Origin of the sequence: Actinoplanes sp. NPDC048796, from assembly GCF_040650035.1 — a bacterium.
Taxonomy (GTDB): Bacteria; Actinomycetota; Actinomycetes; order Mycobacteriales; family Micromonosporaceae; genus Actinoplanes.
Window position 1 is genome coordinate 143,318 of record NZ_JBEZGO010000009.1, and the last position, 14,788, is coordinate 158,105.

Here is a 14,788-nt window from a genome sequence, read left to right on the forward strand (position 1 = left end):
GTCCAAGTCGGCCCTCTCGTACCAGCGCCCCTTGAAGCTGATCCTCGAGGAGAGAAAACGAGCGCCCGCCGTCGCGGTCACGGCGGGCGCTCATGGGGCAGCCGGGTGGTGGATCGGCCCGCTCGTGTGCGACAACCGGCGCCCGCTGCGGCCGGAGCGAAGCAGCAGGAGTTCGGCGCCGATGCTGACCGCCGTCTCCTCGGGAGTTCGCGGGTCGAGGTCCAAGCCGACCGGTGATGACAGCCGAGCCAGATGTTCGGCGGGCACACCGCTGTCGCGCAGACGTTCGAGTCGCTGGTCGTGTGTGCGGCGGGATCCCATGGCCCCCACGTAGGCCACAGGCAACCGCAAGGCCACCCGCAGGGCGGGGATGTCGAACTTGGGATCGTGCGTCAGAACGCAGATCGCGGTGCGTTCGTCGATACGGCCGGCCTCGGCCTCAGCCTCGAGATATCGGTGCGGCCAGTCCACCGCCACCTCGTCCGCGCCGGGCATGCGCCGTTCGGTGGCGAAGAGCGGGCGGGCGTCGCACACGGTCGTCCGGTATCCGAGGATCTTCCCGACCCGAGCCAGGGCCGCCGCGAAATCGGTCGCGCCGAAGATGATGAGGCGGGGCGGCGGCTGGTAGGAAGCTACGAACACCGGCGTTCCGTCCTGCTCCACCAGGCCGGTGCGGCCCTGCTGCCACATGGCGCGGACGGCCTCACCGTGCCCTGGGTCGCCGTCGGTGTGCTGTGGCCAGATCACGGCGCGCCGCGGGGGTCCGGAGACGGTGGTGGCCACGGCCACCCGCGCTCCGGCCCGGATCGCGGCGGCGACCGACCCGAGTTGCGGGAAGGTCGCCCGGTCGACACGTTCGACGAACACCTCAAGAGTCCCGCCGCATGTGAGCCCTACGGCGAAGGCGTCATCATCGCTCACGCCGAAGCGGTGAAGGCCGGAGATTCCCGTCTCGGCTGCTTCGCGGGCCAGTTCGTACACCGTTCCTTCGACGCAACCGCCGGACAGGCTGCCGACAGCCGTGCCGTCCGGTCCGGCCAGCATGGTCGCGCCCGGCAGCCGCGGAGCCGAACGCCAGGTGCTCACCACCGTGGCGACGCCGACGGGCTGCCCGTCGTTCCACCATCGCAAGAGATCGTCCAATACGTCGAGCACCGTAGGCTCCTATGCCGCTTGATGTCAGTTAGCGCCGGTACCAGCCGGCGCCGCGGCGCCGTCGGTCCCGCGGGTTTGCTTGTCCTCGGCCACTGTCACGGGCCAGCGGTGCCAGATCGCCACGTGCAGGATGATCGCCAAGCCGATGCCGTTGAGCGCCGCGAAGGCGATCCAGTCATCGGTGTTCGCGCCGGGCCGCCAGACGTGTCCGGCCACGCAGAGACGGAGCAGGCCATAGATCACGGCGGTGGCCGAGACCACGGCCCCCAGGACGGTCGCGCGCCCGGAAGCCGGCCGGAGCCGGTCGAGAATCCATGAGTCGAACAGCATGCCGACCAGGAGCGATCCGGCTACGGCGCATCCGGCTATCGCGGTGATGCGGGTAGCGGGCCAGGCCGCCCCGTGCCGGGCCACGAGATAGGTGAGGCTCGCGCCGCCCAGGACCACGAGGTTGCCGGTCAACCTGCGCAGATGGGGTCGGCGGATCAGTGTGATCGGCCAGCCGCGCAACGCCACGTACGGGACCACCTGCCACGCACCGATCACCGTGAGCCAAGCGCCGTAGGCACCGGGCTCCATCAGGTGACCTCGCACCACCAGCAGGTAGCCGGCCGCGCCGACGACCCAGCACAGCGTCAGTGCGGTCACCCCGGCCGCAGCCCGCGGCAGGTGGCGTACGGGAAAGCCCTCCCCGACCAGAGTCAGTTGCAGCATCGCCGTGAACACTCCGGCCGCCAGAGGCAGCGTCGCGGGCCAGATGGCCGTATGACCCGGCCCGGGGTAGGGATGCACAAGAGCGGTCACGTCGACACGGTCGATCACCGCCTGACCGAGCAGGGTGAACAGAACCGCCGCGACCAGCGCCATCACCGTGTCCGTCACCGCCGACCACTCCCCCGGCAGGCCGGTACCCGGCCAGTCGTCCCACCAGAAGGCGATCATCGCCACCGTCGGCAGCCCGAAGGTGGCGACCGGGCCGACCACCCGAAGTGCCGTCTCGGCACCTCCGGCGGCGAAAACCAGCACGAGGAACACCGGCAGGACGAACAGGAGCCCGGCAGCTCCCGCCGCCGGCTGCCGCAGCCTGATGTGATGTGTCACCGGTTCTCCCCCTGAGCCGCTCCGATCGTCTCGAGTCGAGTGTTGGGCGGTGACGCGGCACCGGCCATGGGGTAAACCCCACGGCCGCCCGCGGAAAACCCCTGCTCGCCGTACAGAAGGCCATACAGACCGGGCCGCCCGTGGCGCGCACCCTGAGGTGGACGTCCGTCACCGACATTTGGAGGGACTCGTCGTGGTCGTACCGACAACGTTCACCGTCAACGACACCCACCAGCAGCTCGACCTCGATCCGCGCGAGAGCCTGCTGGACGTGCTACGGGAAAGGCTGCGGATCACCGGCCCCAAGAAGGGCTGCGATCAGGGGCACTGCGGGGCGTGCACCGTGCACCTGGACGGGCAGCGCGTGCTGTCCTGCCTGACTCCGGCCGTACAGGTCGAGGGCCGGCACGTCACCACCATCGAGGGGATCAGCGGGCCCGGCGGCGGCCTGCACCCGCTGCAGGAGGCGTTCATCGAGAACGACGCCCTTCAGTGCGGCTACTGCACCCCGGGACAGATCATGTCCGGCATCGCCTGCATCGCCGAGGGCAACGCCGGCACCGACGACGACATCCGCGAGTACATGAGCGGAAACGTCTGCCGGTGCGGCGCCTACCCGGGCATCGTCGCGGCGATCCGGCAGTGCGCGCACCGTACGGAGGCTTCCTGATGCTGCCGTTCACCTACTTCCGCCCGCGGACGCTGGACGAAGCGATCGAGGCGCTGCGCGCGGGCGGGGAGTCCACCAAGCTCCTGGCCGGCGGAACGACGCTGTACGACATGATGAAGATCGGCGTCGAGGCACCGGCGGCCGTGGTCGACATCCACCTGTTGCGTGAACTCGACCACCTCGAGGTTCGCGCCGGCGAACTGGTGATCGGCGCGGGCGCGCGGATGTCGGCGGTATCGGCTCATCCCGAGGTGCGCCGCTTGTTCCCGGCGGTCTCGGAGTCGCTGTGGCGCTCGGCGTCGCAGCAGCTGCGCAACATGGCCACCATCGGCGGGAACCTGATGCAGCGCACCCGGTGTGCGTACTTCCGCGGTGGAGTGCCGTACCCGTGCAACAAGCGCGATCCCGGTACCGGCTGCGCGGCGCGTGACGGCGTGGACGGCGGTATGGCGGTGCTGGGCACCAGCGACGACTGCATCGCCACCTACCCCGGGGACCTCGCTGTCGCGCTGGTCGCGTTCGACGCCGTCGTCGACGTGCTCGGGCCCGACGGCGCACGGAGCCTGCCGGTGGCCCAGCTGCGCCCGTTGCCGGGCGACACCCCGCACGTCGAGCACGTCCTGCGGCCGGGCGAGGTGATCACCCAGGTCCGGCTGCCGATCACCGCCGTGGCTGCGAAATCGGCGTACCTGAAGATCAGGCCACGGGAGAGCTACGCGTTCGCGTTCGCCTCGGCCGCGGTCGGCCTGGTGCTGGCCGGCTCGCCGGCGGAGGCCGCGGTCATCGAGTGCCGCATCGCCCTCGGGGGCGTGTCGACTGTGCCGTGGCGTGCCGCGGCGGCGGAGCAATGGCTGATCGGCCGGCCGCTCACCGAGGACGCGGCCCGGACCGCCGGCGAGATCGCCATGCGCGGTGCGGAACCGGGGCGGGCCAACGCGTTCAAGGTCGAGCTGGGCGTTCACACCGTCGCCCAGTCCCTGCTCAGCCTGTCGAGGAGTGAGTCGTGAGCCGCGTAGATGCCCGAGACAAGGTGCGCGGCGCCGCACTGTACGGCTCCGATCAGGTGCCGGACGGGCTGGCCCACGCCGCCTTCGCCACCGCGACCATCGACCGCGGCCAGATCACCGAGGTGGACACCACCAGGGCGTCCGAGGTGCCCGGCGTGCGCCTGGTTCTCACCCACATCGACGAACTGCGCCCGGCGGGATTCGTCATGGGCGGCGGCTTCGCCGTGCAGAGCTTCCAGCCGCTGACCACCGACCGGATCGCCTACAAGGGCCAGCCCATCGCGCTCGTGGTCGCCGACGACCCGGTCACCGCGACCTACGCGGCGTCTCTGATCGGCGCCACGTACGTCACGGAACCGTTCGCGGTGAGCCTGGACGACCCCGGCGCGACGGCCGTGGTGCAGGAGGAGGCGATCCCCCTGCCGTTCCTCAAGGACATCAAGTTCGGCGACGCCGACGCCGCGATCGCCGGCTCCGACGTCCGAGTCGAGCAGACCTACGACCATCCGCCGCAGAACCCCGCTCCGATGGAGTTGCTGGCGAGTGTGGTCGAGTGGCGCGGTGACACGCTGGTCGTGCACGAGGGCACCCAGAATGCCGCGGCCGTCCGTAACGGCCTGGCGCAACAGCTCGGCCTGGACGCATCCAAGATCGAGGTCATCTCCCCCTACCTGGGTGGCGCCTTCGGCCAGAAGAACTCCCTGCAGAATCACACCGGACCGCTCGCCGTCGCGGCCCGCCGGCTCGGCCGTCCCGTCAAACTCGTCCTGACCCGGCCTCAGACGTTCCACAGTGGAAGCTTTCGGCCGCAGAGCCGTCACCGCATCAAAGTGGGCGCCGACCGCGGCGGCCGTCTCACGGCGATCGTGCACGAGGCCGACCAGCAGACGTCGAGGCACGATCTGTTCCCGGCCACCTTCACCGAGGTCAGTTCGCGGCTGTACGGCGTGCCCGCGTTCCGCGGGCGCCAACGGCTGGTGCAAACGGATGTGCAGACGCCGGGATACATGCGGGCGCCGTTCGAGCATCCCGCGGCGTGGGCGGTCGAATCAGCCGTCGATGAGATCTCGTACCAGCTCGGCATGGACCCACTCGAGCTCAAGCTGGCCAACGACGCCACGCACGACCCCGTCACCGGCCTGCCCTTCTCCTCCCGGCATGTGTCCGAGTGCTTACGCCGAGGGGCGGAGATGTTCGGTTGGTCCCGGCGGCCGGCGCGGCCGGGGAGCTGGCTGGACCCGGACGGCGCGCAGATCGGCTGGGGCGTGGCCATCGGAGCCTATCCGGCCTCGATGACCCCGGCCGTCGCCCGGGTCACGGCCAACGCCGACGGCACGTTCCAGATCGATGTGGACGGCCACGAGATGGGCCAGGGCATCCGGTCGGCGATCGCCCTGCTCGCGGCCGAGCTCCTCGAGGCGGACCCGGCTCTGATCCGCGTCGGCGTGGGTGACACCCGAGTCGCGACCCAGCATCTGACCGCCGGTTCGTGGGGCACCGCTTCGGCGCTGCCCGCGGTCCGCGCCGCCGTCCTGGAACTGCGGCCGCAACTCGGGGGCACGTTGCCGGTCACGGTGACCGCGAGCAACGGCCTGCCCGAGGCGATGGTCGAGCGAGCGCGCACCGGCCTGGTGACACTGGCCGGCCCGGTATACGACAGCTTCGTGACCTTCAGCTATGTCGCGCATTTCGTGGAGGTCCGCGTCGAGAAGGGTACTCGCCGCATCCGGGTGCCCCGTGTGGTCAGCGTCGCCGACTGCGGCGCCGTGGCAAGCCCGGTCACAGCGGCGAGCCAGGTCAGAGGCGCGGTCACCTGGGGGCTGGGCGCGGCTCTGCGGGAACACCTCGAGCTCGACAGCCGCTACGGCGGGTTCGTCAACGCGACCCTGGAGGAATACCCCGTCTCGGTCAACGCCGACATCGGGCAGATCGACGTCGACTTCATCGACAAGCCCGACTATCAGCTCAATCCCGTCGGTGTCAAAGGGCTGGGCGAGGTCTCCATGGTGGGCGTCGCCGGCGCGGTGTCCAACGCGGTGTTCCACGCCACCGGGCGGCGAATCCGAAAACTGCCCATCACCCTCGCGGACCTGCTGTAGCGGGGTCCGCTGTCGGGCGGGGCCGGTGGCGTCAGCCCGTCACCGGTCCCACCCTCCCGGCTGAAGGAGTAGCACCATGACCACTCATACGTTCGCCACCAAGGTCGCGCTCGCCCGGGTGACCCGGGCGAAGCTGCGAGCGACGGAGCACGAGGCGGCGGTGGCCGACCGGCGGGCCGGCGCCGTCGTGTCCTTCCACGGTGTCGTGCGTGACCACGACCACGACCGCGCCGTCCTCGAGCTCAACTACGAATGCCACCCGGACGCCGACGAGATCCTGCGCCAGGTGGCTGAGGACGTCGCCGCCGACCCCCACGTCGTCCGCCTCGCCGTCTCCCACCGCGTGGGCCCGCTGCGCGTCGGCGACCTGGCGCTGATGGCCTCGGTGAGCACCGCGCACCGGGCCGACGCGTTCGCCGCCTGTGCCCGGCTGGTGGAGGAAGCGAAGGCGCGGTTGCCGATCTGGAAGCACCAAGTGTTCCTCGACGGCACCGACGAATGGGTGAACTGCCCATGACATCGACCAGCGGGCTCACCGACCGCTTCGGCCGGGTCGCCACGGACCTCCGCGTGTCCCTGACCGATCGCTGCAACCTGCGCTGCGGCTACTGCATGCCCGAGGAAGGGCTCGCCTGGATGCCGCGCGAGCAACAGCTCAGCGACGACGAGGTCGTGCGGCTGGTTCGGGTGGCGGTCGAGCTTCTGGGGGTGACCCAGGTTCGCTTCACCGGCGGGGAACCGCTGATCCGTCGTGGCCTCGTCGGCATCGTCGACCGGATCGCCCGGCTCCGCCCACGCCCGGCGTTGTCGCTGACCACCAACGGCATCGGGCTCGATCGGCTCGCCGCAGCGCTGCGCGGGGCCGGCCTCGATCGGGTCAACGTCTCCCTCGACACTCTGCGACCCGACCGCTTCCACACCCTGACCAGGCGCGATCGGCACGCCGACGTGCTGCGCGGGCTGAGCGCGGCGGCGGCCGCCGGCCTGACCCCGGTGAAAATCAACGCGGTGCTCATCCGCGGCGTCAACGACGACGAAGCACCAGCGCTGCTGGACTTCGCCCTCCGCCACGGCTACCAGCTGCGCTTCATCGAACAGATGCCGCTGGACGCCCAGCACGGCTGGCGCCGCCTGGACATGGTGACCGCCGAGGAAATCACGGCGAGCCTCGTCTCCTATGGGCTCGTCCCCGATCAGAACCGGCGCGGTGCCGCCCCGGCCGAAATCTGGCTGGTGCCCGGGCACGTCGACGCGGCCGGCGAACCGGCACGCCTGGGCCTCATCGCGAGTGTGACGCAGCCGTTCTGCGGCGCCTGTGACCGGACCCGCCTCACCGCCGACGGGCAGATCCGCAGTTGCCTGTTCGCCTCGCAGGAGAGCGATCTGCGCTCGCTGCTGCGCAACGGCGCCACCGACCAAGAAATCGCCGCCGCCTGGCGAGCCGCCATGCGGGGCAAGCCCGCCGGCCACGGCATCGATGATCCTTCGTTCCGCCAGCCGGACCGGCCGATGTCCGCCATCGGTGGATGACGTCGCCACGGCGCTCACACAAGGGGCAGATCATGATAGTTCGATACTTCGCGGCGGCTCGCGCCGCCGCCGGCGGTCTCTCGTCGGAGACGATCTCAGCGACGACCCTCGGCCAGATGAATCGCGTTCTCGCCGCGCGCCACGGTGAGCGTCTGGCCGCCGTCCTGGCATCGTCGAGCTTTCTGGTCGACAGCACGGCCTGTCATGATCCACATCGGCCGCTGCCGGCCGGCGCCGTCGTCGATGTCCTGCCTCCGTTCGCCGGAGGATAGCCGCGAGATCCATCGGCGTCACGCCGAAGCTCCGTGGGGCGCGGCCGAGCCGGCCCGCGCCCCACGGAGCTGCCCGCCGGTCAGGCCCGGATCGTCATCCGGGACACGCGGTCGCCGTCCACGCGGAAGGTGAAGTGACCCGGGCCGGTGTAGCCGTTGCCGCCGACCTCGACGGTGACGGTGATGTCGGCGCCTTGGACGTGGATGTCCTTGACGGTCAGAGCGACCTGCTTGCCGATGAACTCGTTGTCGCTCCAGCCCCGGATGCGCTCGGCGCCCCGGAACTCGCGTCCCCAGTCGTCGACCACCCCGTCGTCGGTGAAGGAGGCCAGGAAGGCGTCGATGTCGTTGGCGTTGGCCGCGTCGAGCGCGCGCTGGACGGGTTCGGTCAGGTGGTTCATCTTCTCTCCTCGGTGGCGATGGCGAAGGGGTGGCAATGCGGCCAGCAACGCGGCGGCCTGTCTGATCAGCGTCATGCGGCCCGGTCCATGTCGGCGCCCAGTTCCAGCAGGTGCAGGGCCAGCCGGAGGTGCAGGTTGAACGGGCCGCTCTGCCAGTCCGGACCGAGCAGCCGCCCGATCCGGTCCAGCCTCTTGCCCATGGTGTTGGGGTGAATGTAGAGCTCGCGCGCGGCCCGGGTCGCGTTGCCGTTGTTGGCCATCAGCACCCGCACCGTGCGCAGCAGGTCGCCGCGGTGGTCGCGGTCGTGGCTCAGCAACGGCTCGAGCGTGCCCAGCGCGAACGTGCGCAGCTCTCCGGCCCGCTCGGCGTCGAACAGCTTGCGGTAGACGACCAGGTCGTGCGCGGTGACCACGCGGTCGTCGACGCCGAGCGCGGCCAGCAGCTCGGCCCCGTGCGCGGCGGCCGCGGCCGCCGCGGCCAGCCCGTCGCGGCGCGGGAGCACCGGGTCGGAGACGCAGATGGCCACCGGGGCGTGCCGGCGGGCCCGCAGGCGCTGGGCGACCCGGTGACCGATGGCCACCGGGTCGTCGCCGGGCAGGACCGCCACCGAGGCGTCGCCGTGCCGGCCGCCCAGGCCTTCAAGGAGCGCGGCCACGTCGGTCACCGCGCGGGCGTCGCGGGTTCGCACGCACACCACGACGTACGGCGTGTCCAGGTCGAAGCCGCGGAGCCCGGCCAGCGCGCTGACGCCCGGCGGCAACGGCCCCCGCGCGGCGAGCAACTCGTCGAGCAGCTCGCCGCGGAGCTGGGCGTGGGCGCGGGCCAGCTCGTCGCGGCGACGCAGGCCGAGCCCGGCCAGCCGGGCGGCCCGGTGGAGGTCCACGCGCCGCTCGTCGTTCAGCGGCTCGCCGGTGTCCAGCACCAGCAGGCCCTGGTCGAGGGCGACGACCGCCGTGGTGTCGGCGGCCTGTCGCACCCGGCGGCGGAAGCCCTCCGGGTCGCGCGGCGCCGTGCCCGCGACCAGCCGGAAGCCGCTGTCCAGGAGCCGGCACTCCCCGCCGAAGTGCCGGCCGAGGAGCTGGACGATCCGGCCGGCCGACGGCTCCTCGCCGGTCACCAGCGCCACGAGGTCGTCGACCAGCCGCAGCCGCTCGTCCGCGTCGATCGTCGTCATGTGTTCCTCCACTGTTGCCTCCGACGGGTTCGATCCTCGGCCCGGCGACGGCGGACGGCCATGACGCTGCCCTGACCCCGTACTCGGGAAAACCCCACGCCGGACCACTGGCCGGCACGACAGACGGCGGCCGGGGGCCGCCACACGATGAGGAGACAGCAAGCGAGGAGAGGAATCCCATGTCGCACCATCTCGATTCGCCGCTCGCGCGGCAGGACGTCCGCCTGGACATCACCGACCTGTACGCGTTCCGCGGCGAGACCGGCACCGCCCTGGTGATCAACGTCTGCCACTCGATCGCCGGTGACATCCCGGAGCCGGGCTTCCACCCCGAGGGCAAGTACGAGTTCAAGATCGACACGAACGGCGACGCGGTCGAGGAGATCACCTACCGGTTCACCTTCGCCGAGCGCGACGCCGAGGGCCGGCAGCGCTACGACCTGGTCCAGGTCGGCGGCGCCGAGACGCCGATCGCGAGCGGGGTCACCGGCGCCGAGGTCACCACGGACAACGGCCTGCGGGTGTGGGCCGGCAAGGCCGGCGACCCGTTCTGGATCGAACCGGACGTGCTGCACGCCATGGGCCACGCCGTGCAGGACGGCACGAAGCTCGACCTCGGCGACTGGACTCCGGCGCGGGCGAAGAACCTGTTCGCCGGCCACACCGTCCACGCGATCGTGCTGGAGCTGCCGGAGTCGGTCGTCAGCGGCCGGATCGGCGTCTGGGCGGTCGCGTCGCTGCAGACCGACGCCGGCGGCTGGCGTTCGATCAACCGGATCGGCCTGCCGATGATCCACCCACTGTTCACCCAGTACAACGAAGACCTCGGCGACCGGCTCAACGCGGGCGAGCCGAAGGACGACCCGGCCGTCTACGGCGACCTGGTGACCAAGGAGATCGCGGGCATCGTGGGCGCCTACGGCACCGCGGAGGATCCGGCCGCATACGCCGAGACCGTCACCCGCCGCCTGTTCCCGAACATCCTGCCCTACACCGTCGGAACGCCGGCCGTGTTCGGCTTCGCCGGCTTCAACGGGCGCTCGCTGACCGACAACGCCCCGGACGTCATGTTCAGCCTGGCCGCCAACACCCCGATCGCCCTGGGCATCGGCAAGGAATCGATCACGGCCAAGCCGCGGGAGACGTTCCCTTACGTCCCCGCCGCGTCCTGAAAAGCCTCGAGCTCGTCGTCGTCCTCGGGCTGGCGTTGCTGATCGGCAACCTCCTGTCGCCGTGGCTGCGCCTGGCCCCGCCGGTGTTGCTGGTCGGCCTGGGCGTGCTGGCCGGCTTCGCCCCGCAGCTGCGCGGGGTGCGGCTGGAGCCCGAGGCGGTGCTGCTGCTGTTCCTGCCGGCCCTGCTCTTCTGGGAGAGCCTGACCACCTCCCTGCGCGAGATCCGCAGCAACCTGCGGGTCATCGTGCTGACCAGCACGCTGCTGGTGGCCGCGACGGCCGCGATCGTCGCGGCCACCGCGCACGCGCTGGGCCTGCCGTGGGGGCCGGCCTGGGTGCTGGGGGCGGCGGTCGCGCCGACCGACGCGACCGCCGTGGGCGCGCTGGCCGGCTCGCTGCCGCGCCGCACGATCTCCGTGCTGCGCGCGGAAAGCCTGGTCAACGACGGCACGGCGCTGGTCATCTTCGGCCTGGCGGTGGGTTCGAGCCGCCCGGGCGTCGCGCTGACCGGGTGGTTGCTGATCTGGTCGTACGCGGGTGGCTGCGCCACGGGTGCGCTCGTGGGCGCGGCCGCCACCCGCATCCGCCGGCGACTGACCGATCCGACGCTGGAGAACGTGACCATCCTGCTGATCCCGTTCACGGCCTACCTGATCGCCGAGCAGGCCCGCGCCTCCGGCGTCATCGCGGTCGTGGTGGCCGGCCTGATGATGGGCCACGCCGGGCCCCGGCTGGGCAAGCCCCGCACCCGGCAGCAGACGTTCGCGTTCTGGGGGCTGGCCACGTTCCTGCTCAACGGCGCCCTGTTCGTCCTCATCGGCGTGCAGGCACACGCGGCGGTCCGCGGCCTGTCCGGCGTGACCGTGACCCGGGGCCTGCTGGCGGTGGCCGCCACCTCGATCGCCGTGGTGGGTGCCCGTTTCCTGTGGCTGTTCACCACCCCGTACCTCATCCGGGCCCTCGACCGCCGCCCCGGCCAGCGGGCCCGCCGGGTCGGGGCCCGGGCCCGGGTGGTCAGCGGCGTCTCCGGCTTCCGGGGCGCGGTGTCGCTGGCCGTGGCCCTGTCGATCCCGGCCGCGTACCCGTCGCGCGGCCTGATCGTCTTCACCGTCTGCGGCGTCATCATCGCCACCCTGCTGGTCCAGGCGGCCTTGTTCCCCCGTGTCGTGCGCTGGGCCCGGCTGCCGGCCGACACCGCCTTCGACGACGAGCTGCGCCTGGCCGAGCACGAGATGGCCGACGCCGCCCGGCACGTCGCCGCCAACGGCGACGGCGACACCGATCGGCGTCTGGCGGTGATCGCGGCCCGGCGCCGGGCGCTGGTCGGCCTGCGCGACGCCGGGCGTATCGACGACAGCGTCCTGCGGTACGTCGAGGAGCGGCTGGACGCCGAGGAGACCCTTCTCAAGCGCCAGTAGGCGCCCGGTCCAGCGCGTCCCGCAGCGCGGCCCGCTTGCCGATGCCCAGCTTCGGGAAGATCCGGTAGAGGTGGGCGCCGACCGATCGCGGCGACAGCCGCAACCGGGCCGCGATCTCCTTGTTGGTGAGGCCGGCGGCGGCCATCCGGGCGATCTGCGTCTCCTGTGGTGTCAGGCTTTCCGGTCCGGACTGCCGCTGATCGCCGCCGGCCGCCCGCAGCGCCCGCCGGGCCCGTTCGGCCCACGGCGCGGCCCCGAGCTCCTCGAAGGCGGCGAGCGCTTCCCGCAGGATGGGCCGCGCCTCGACGACGGCCCGCCGCCCGACCAGCCGCTCGGCGTGCAGCAGCCGGATCCGGGCCAGATCGAACGGCCACTGCCCGGCGCCCGGCGTCGCCTCGGCCACGGCGAACAGCTCCTCGTGACCCACCACCGCCTCGCACCCGGCCGTGAGCAGCGCCAGCCGCGGCGAGATCTCCGGCAGCCGGGCGGCCCGCATCGCCTCGACGTGGGCGCGGGCCTCCGCTCGGCGCCCGGTGTGCCATGCGGATTCGACCAGGTCGAGGACGACCCAGAGAGCGTGCGGGGTGTACGGGGCCAGCTCGCCGGCCGGGCTCAGGCCGCTCGCGTGCCGGAACGCCGCCTCGTGATCACCCCGGCCGAGGGCCGACAGGGCCCGGGCCTGATGGGCGAACCGCGCCGCTCCCCGCGCGTGGCGCCGCTCGGCGACGTCGGTCAGCTCGTCGGCCCAGCGGGCCGCCGCCAGGTGGTCGCCGCGCACGGCGGCCAGGACGCCCTGGTGATAGAGGAAGTACCAGACGATGAAGTCGTAGTTGTGGCTGCGGCACAGGGCGAGGCCTTCGTCGGCGAGCTCCTGCCCCTCGGCCCACCGCCCGGTCACGAAATCGTCGAGGCACAGGTGCATGAGCGCGCCCAGGCTGCTGCGCACAGCGCCACCGGCCCGGCCGTCCTCCACGAGCCGCCAGGCCCCGGCCCGGCAGCCGCCGAGAAGGTCGAGATAGACCGACGACGTGTTGATCCGGATGATCCGGTTGGGCTCGAACTCCTCGTCCTGCTGGGCGATGGCGGCGAGAAGGCCGGCCCGGTCGCGCGCGGTGGACCGGGCGGTGTCGGGGAAGGCGCGGATCTGAAGGTCCAGCTGCTCGGGCACGGCCGGGGTGAGCCGGCCGACGAAGTCATGCAGGGGCGCCCACAGTTCCGTGCGGCCGGCCCACCAGCAGACGAGCAGAAGCGTGTGCAGGGCCTCGATCAGATCGTCGTTGCCCGCGTCCAGCTCCGGCCCGGCGGCTTCGATGGCCCCGACGAGGACGGCGTGCGCGGTCTCGACGTCACCGTCGCCGTTGACGAGCATGTAGGCGGCGGCCGCGGCGGCGTGCAGCGACCCACCGAGCGCCGGATCGACCCGCCGGGCGTCGGCCAGGAGCCGGGAGGCGCTGCCGAGCTCACCGGTGATGTCGGCGCCGAGATAGGCCGCCTCGGCCAGCCGCCGGCTGCGATCCCGCGGCGCCGGGCTGAGCTCGGCGGCCCGGGTGAGCGCGGTGACCGCACCCGAGGCGTCGCCACGGCGAAGCACCCGGCGGGCGACGTCTTCGAGCAGCGCGGCCACCTTTTCATCGGATTCCTCGGTGGCGGCCGCCAGATGCCAGGCGCGGCGCTCGGGATCGTCCGCGAGCAACCCGGCCAGCACCGTGTGGGCCTCCCGCCGCTCGGCCGGTGTGGCCAGCTCGACGACCGCCGACCGCATGAGCGGGTGCCGGAACCGCAGCCGATTCGCCGCCGGCCTCACCTCGATCAGCTGCTCCCGCTCCGCCGCGCCCAGCCCCTGGGCCACGTCCTGAGCGGCGCGGCGCAGGATCATCAGGTCGATGGACTGGTCGAGGGCGGCCAGCAGCAACAGCCGCCGGGTGGAGGTGGGCAGGCCACCGAGCCGAACGGTGAACGCCGCTCGCAGCCGGTCGCTGAGTGGCAGGACGTCCGGGGGCCGCCGTTCGCCGCTCAGGGTGCCGGCGAGTTCGAGCAGCGCGAGAGGGTTGCCGTCGGCCTCGGCCATCAGCCGGCTCCGGATCCGGCCGGGCAGGCGCGGATGCCGGACGTCGACGAGGTGCCGGGCCGCCGCCGGCGCCAGCGGCTCGACACCCTCCTCGGGCAGGCCGGCCCGCTCGAAGTGGCTGATCTCGCCGGTCCGTGACGCCGCCAGCAGCCCGACGCGGGACCCGGCCAGGCGCCGGGCGACGAAGCCGAGGATGGTCGCGCTGGCCCGGTCGATCCAGGGAAGGTCGTCCACGACAAGCAACAGCGGCCGCTCGGCCGCGCCGGCACGAAGCAGAGCCAGCACCGCGTTACCCAGCACGAGCCGCGACGGCGCGGGCCCGCCGGCCGCCGCGGGCGGCCCCGACGGCGCCGGGACGAAGCCCACGCCGAGGGCGGCGCCCAGCGCGTCGGCGTACAGGGAGGGCAACCGGCCGATGTCGCGCGTCAGAGGAGCCAGGAGCTCGACCAGGGCGGCATAGCTCACGTCCGCCTCGAACTCGGTGCCCGTGGCGCGCAGCACGTGTGTTCCCGCCCGCTCGGCGAGGGCCGCCGCGGCGTCCAGGAGGACGCTCTTGCCCACCCCGGGGTCGCCGTAGAGCAGGCGTACCGCGCCGTGGCCGGCGGCCCTCTCCAGGAAGGCGGTCAGGGACTCCATTTCGCGTTCACGGCCTACCAGTTGCACGTCCTGGAAGCTAGCGGCCGACGCGGGATGCTGCGTCGGTCAGATGACCTACTCGAT

At 72.2% G+C, this 14,788-nt stretch carries 13 protein-coding genes; 8 read left to right on the forward strand and 5 right to left on the reverse strand.

The features are described 5' to 3' along the window. Window positions 1-90: 90 nt before the first annotated feature. Together AB0C26_RS31965 and AB0C26_RS31970 are read right to left on the reverse strand one after the other, a co-directional pair. Window positions 91-1,155 (reverse strand): XdhC/CoxI family protein, encoded by a 1,065-nt coding sequence (locus tag AB0C26_RS31965; protein WP_360255066.1) that lies wholly within the window; start codon window positions 1,153-1,155, stop codon window positions 91-93. Window positions 1,156-1,179: 24 nt separating this feature from the next. Beyond that, window positions 1,180-2,256, reverse strand: a complete 1,077-nt coding sequence (locus AB0C26_RS31970; RefSeq protein ID WP_360255069.1) for a hypothetical protein — start codon at window positions 2,254-2,256, stop codon at window positions 1,180-1,182. A 193-nt stretch (window positions 2,257-2,449) separates the two neighbouring features. Between AB0C26_RS31970 and AB0C26_RS31975 the strand changes: the two genes are divergently transcribed. From AB0C26_RS31975 to AB0C26_RS32000, 6 genes are all read left to right on the forward strand, one after another. After that, window positions 2,450-2,926 carry a (2Fe-2S)-binding protein gene (locus AB0C26_RS31975; RefSeq protein WP_360255071.1) on the forward strand — a complete coding sequence of 159 codons (477 nt, stop codon included), beginning with the start codon at window positions 2,450-2,452 and terminating at the stop codon, window positions 2,924-2,926. After that, entirely contained in the window at window positions 2,926-3,933 is a 1,008-nt protein-coding gene (locus tag AB0C26_RS31980; RefSeq protein ID WP_360255073.1) for a xanthine dehydrogenase family protein subunit M, read from the forward strand. Before AB0C26_RS31975 ends, AB0C26_RS31980 begins: the two co-directional genes overlap by 1 nt. Beyond that, window positions 3,930-6,032: a xanthine dehydrogenase family protein molybdopterin-binding subunit gene (locus AB0C26_RS31985; RefSeq protein WP_360255075.1), complete on the forward strand. Its 2,103-nt coding sequence runs from the start codon at window positions 3,930-3,932 to the stop codon at window positions 6,030-6,032. The genes AB0C26_RS31980 and AB0C26_RS31985 overlap by 4 nt, the downstream gene beginning before the upstream one ends. A gap of 76 nt (window positions 6,033-6,108) precedes the next feature. Then, window positions 6,109-6,549 (forward strand): molybdenum cofactor biosynthesis protein MoaE, encoded by a 441-nt coding sequence (locus AB0C26_RS31990; RefSeq protein WP_360255077.1) that lies wholly within the window; start codon window positions 6,109-6,111, stop codon window positions 6,547-6,549. Further along, window positions 6,546-7,562, forward strand: a complete 1,017-nt coding sequence (gene moaA, locus AB0C26_RS31995) for a GTP 3',8-cyclase MoaA (protein ID WP_360255079.1) — start codon at window positions 6,546-6,548, stop codon at window positions 7,560-7,562. Before AB0C26_RS31990 ends, moaA begins: the two co-directional genes overlap by 4 nt. A gap of 32 nt (window positions 7,563-7,594) precedes the next feature. Continuing rightward, window positions 7,595-7,834, forward strand: coding sequence for a MoaD/ThiS family protein (locus AB0C26_RS32000; RefSeq protein ID WP_360255081.1), 240 nt, complete (start codon window positions 7,595-7,597; stop codon window positions 7,832-7,834). Window positions 7,835-7,914: 80 nt separating this feature from the next. Here the strand turns inward: AB0C26_RS32000 and AB0C26_RS32005 are convergent, their stop codons facing one another. Both AB0C26_RS32005 and AB0C26_RS32010 read right to left on the reverse strand, forming a co-directional pair. Beyond that, window positions 7,915-8,235 (reverse strand): nuclear transport factor 2 family protein, encoded by a 321-nt coding sequence (locus AB0C26_RS32005; RefSeq protein WP_360255083.1) that lies wholly within the window; start codon window positions 8,233-8,235, stop codon window positions 7,915-7,917. A gap of 71 nt (window positions 8,236-8,306) precedes the next feature. After that, window positions 8,307-9,410 (reverse strand): helix-turn-helix domain-containing protein, encoded by a 1,104-nt coding sequence (locus AB0C26_RS32010; RefSeq protein WP_360255086.1) that lies wholly within the window; start codon window positions 9,408-9,410, stop codon window positions 8,307-8,309. Window positions 9,411-9,589: 179 nt separating this feature from the next. Here AB0C26_RS32010 and AB0C26_RS32015 point away from each other — a divergent pair, with 179 nt between their 5' ends. Both AB0C26_RS32015 and AB0C26_RS32020 read left to right on the forward strand, forming a co-directional pair. After that, window positions 9,590-10,582 (forward strand): DUF4331 family protein, encoded by a 993-nt coding sequence (locus AB0C26_RS32015; RefSeq protein WP_360255088.1) that lies wholly within the window; start codon window positions 9,590-9,592, stop codon window positions 10,580-10,582. Continuing rightward, window positions 10,579-12,000, forward strand: coding sequence for a Na+/H+ antiporter (locus tag AB0C26_RS32020; RefSeq protein ID WP_360255503.1), 1,422 nt, complete (start codon window positions 10,579-10,581; stop codon window positions 11,998-12,000). Before AB0C26_RS32015 ends, AB0C26_RS32020 begins: the two co-directional genes overlap by 4 nt. On the opposite strand, the gene AB0C26_RS32025 is transcribed toward AB0C26_RS32020, so the two are convergent. Further along, window positions 11,987-14,731, reverse strand: coding sequence for a LuxR family transcriptional regulator (locus AB0C26_RS32025; RefSeq protein ID WP_360255091.1), 2,745 nt, complete (start codon window positions 14,729-14,731; stop codon window positions 11,987-11,989). The genes AB0C26_RS32020 and AB0C26_RS32025 overlap by 14 nt on opposite strands. Between the last annotated feature and the right edge of the window lie 57 nt (window positions 14,732-14,788).

Bases quoted from the DNA above. Each gene is read 5' to 3' on its own strand.
- AB0C26_RS31980 (WP_360255073.1), top strand. From the start codon at position 2,926: ATGCTGCCGTTCACCTACTTCCGCCCGCGGACGCTGGACGAAGCGATC.
- AB0C26_RS32010 (WP_360255086.1), bottom strand. From the start codon at position 9,410: ATGACGACGATCGACGCGGACGAGCGGCTGCGGCTGGTCGACGACCTC.
- moaA (WP_360255079.1), top strand. From the start codon at position 6,546: ATGACATCGACCAGCGGGCTCACCGACCGCTTCGGCCGGGTCGCCACG.
- AB0C26_RS32005 (WP_360255083.1), bottom strand. From the start codon at position 8,235: ATGAACCACCTGACCGAACCCGTCCAGCGCGCGCTCGACGCGGCCAAC.
- AB0C26_RS32000 (WP_360255081.1), top strand. From the start codon at position 7,595: ATGATAGTTCGATACTTCGCGGCGGCTCGCGCCGCCGCCGGCGGTCTC.
- AB0C26_RS32015 (WP_360255088.1), top strand. From the start codon at position 9,590: ATGTCGCACCATCTCGATTCGCCGCTCGCGCGGCAGGACGTCCGCCTG.
- AB0C26_RS31990 (WP_360255077.1), top strand. From the start codon at position 6,109: ATGACCACTCATACGTTCGCCACCAAGGTCGCGCTCGCCCGGGTGACC.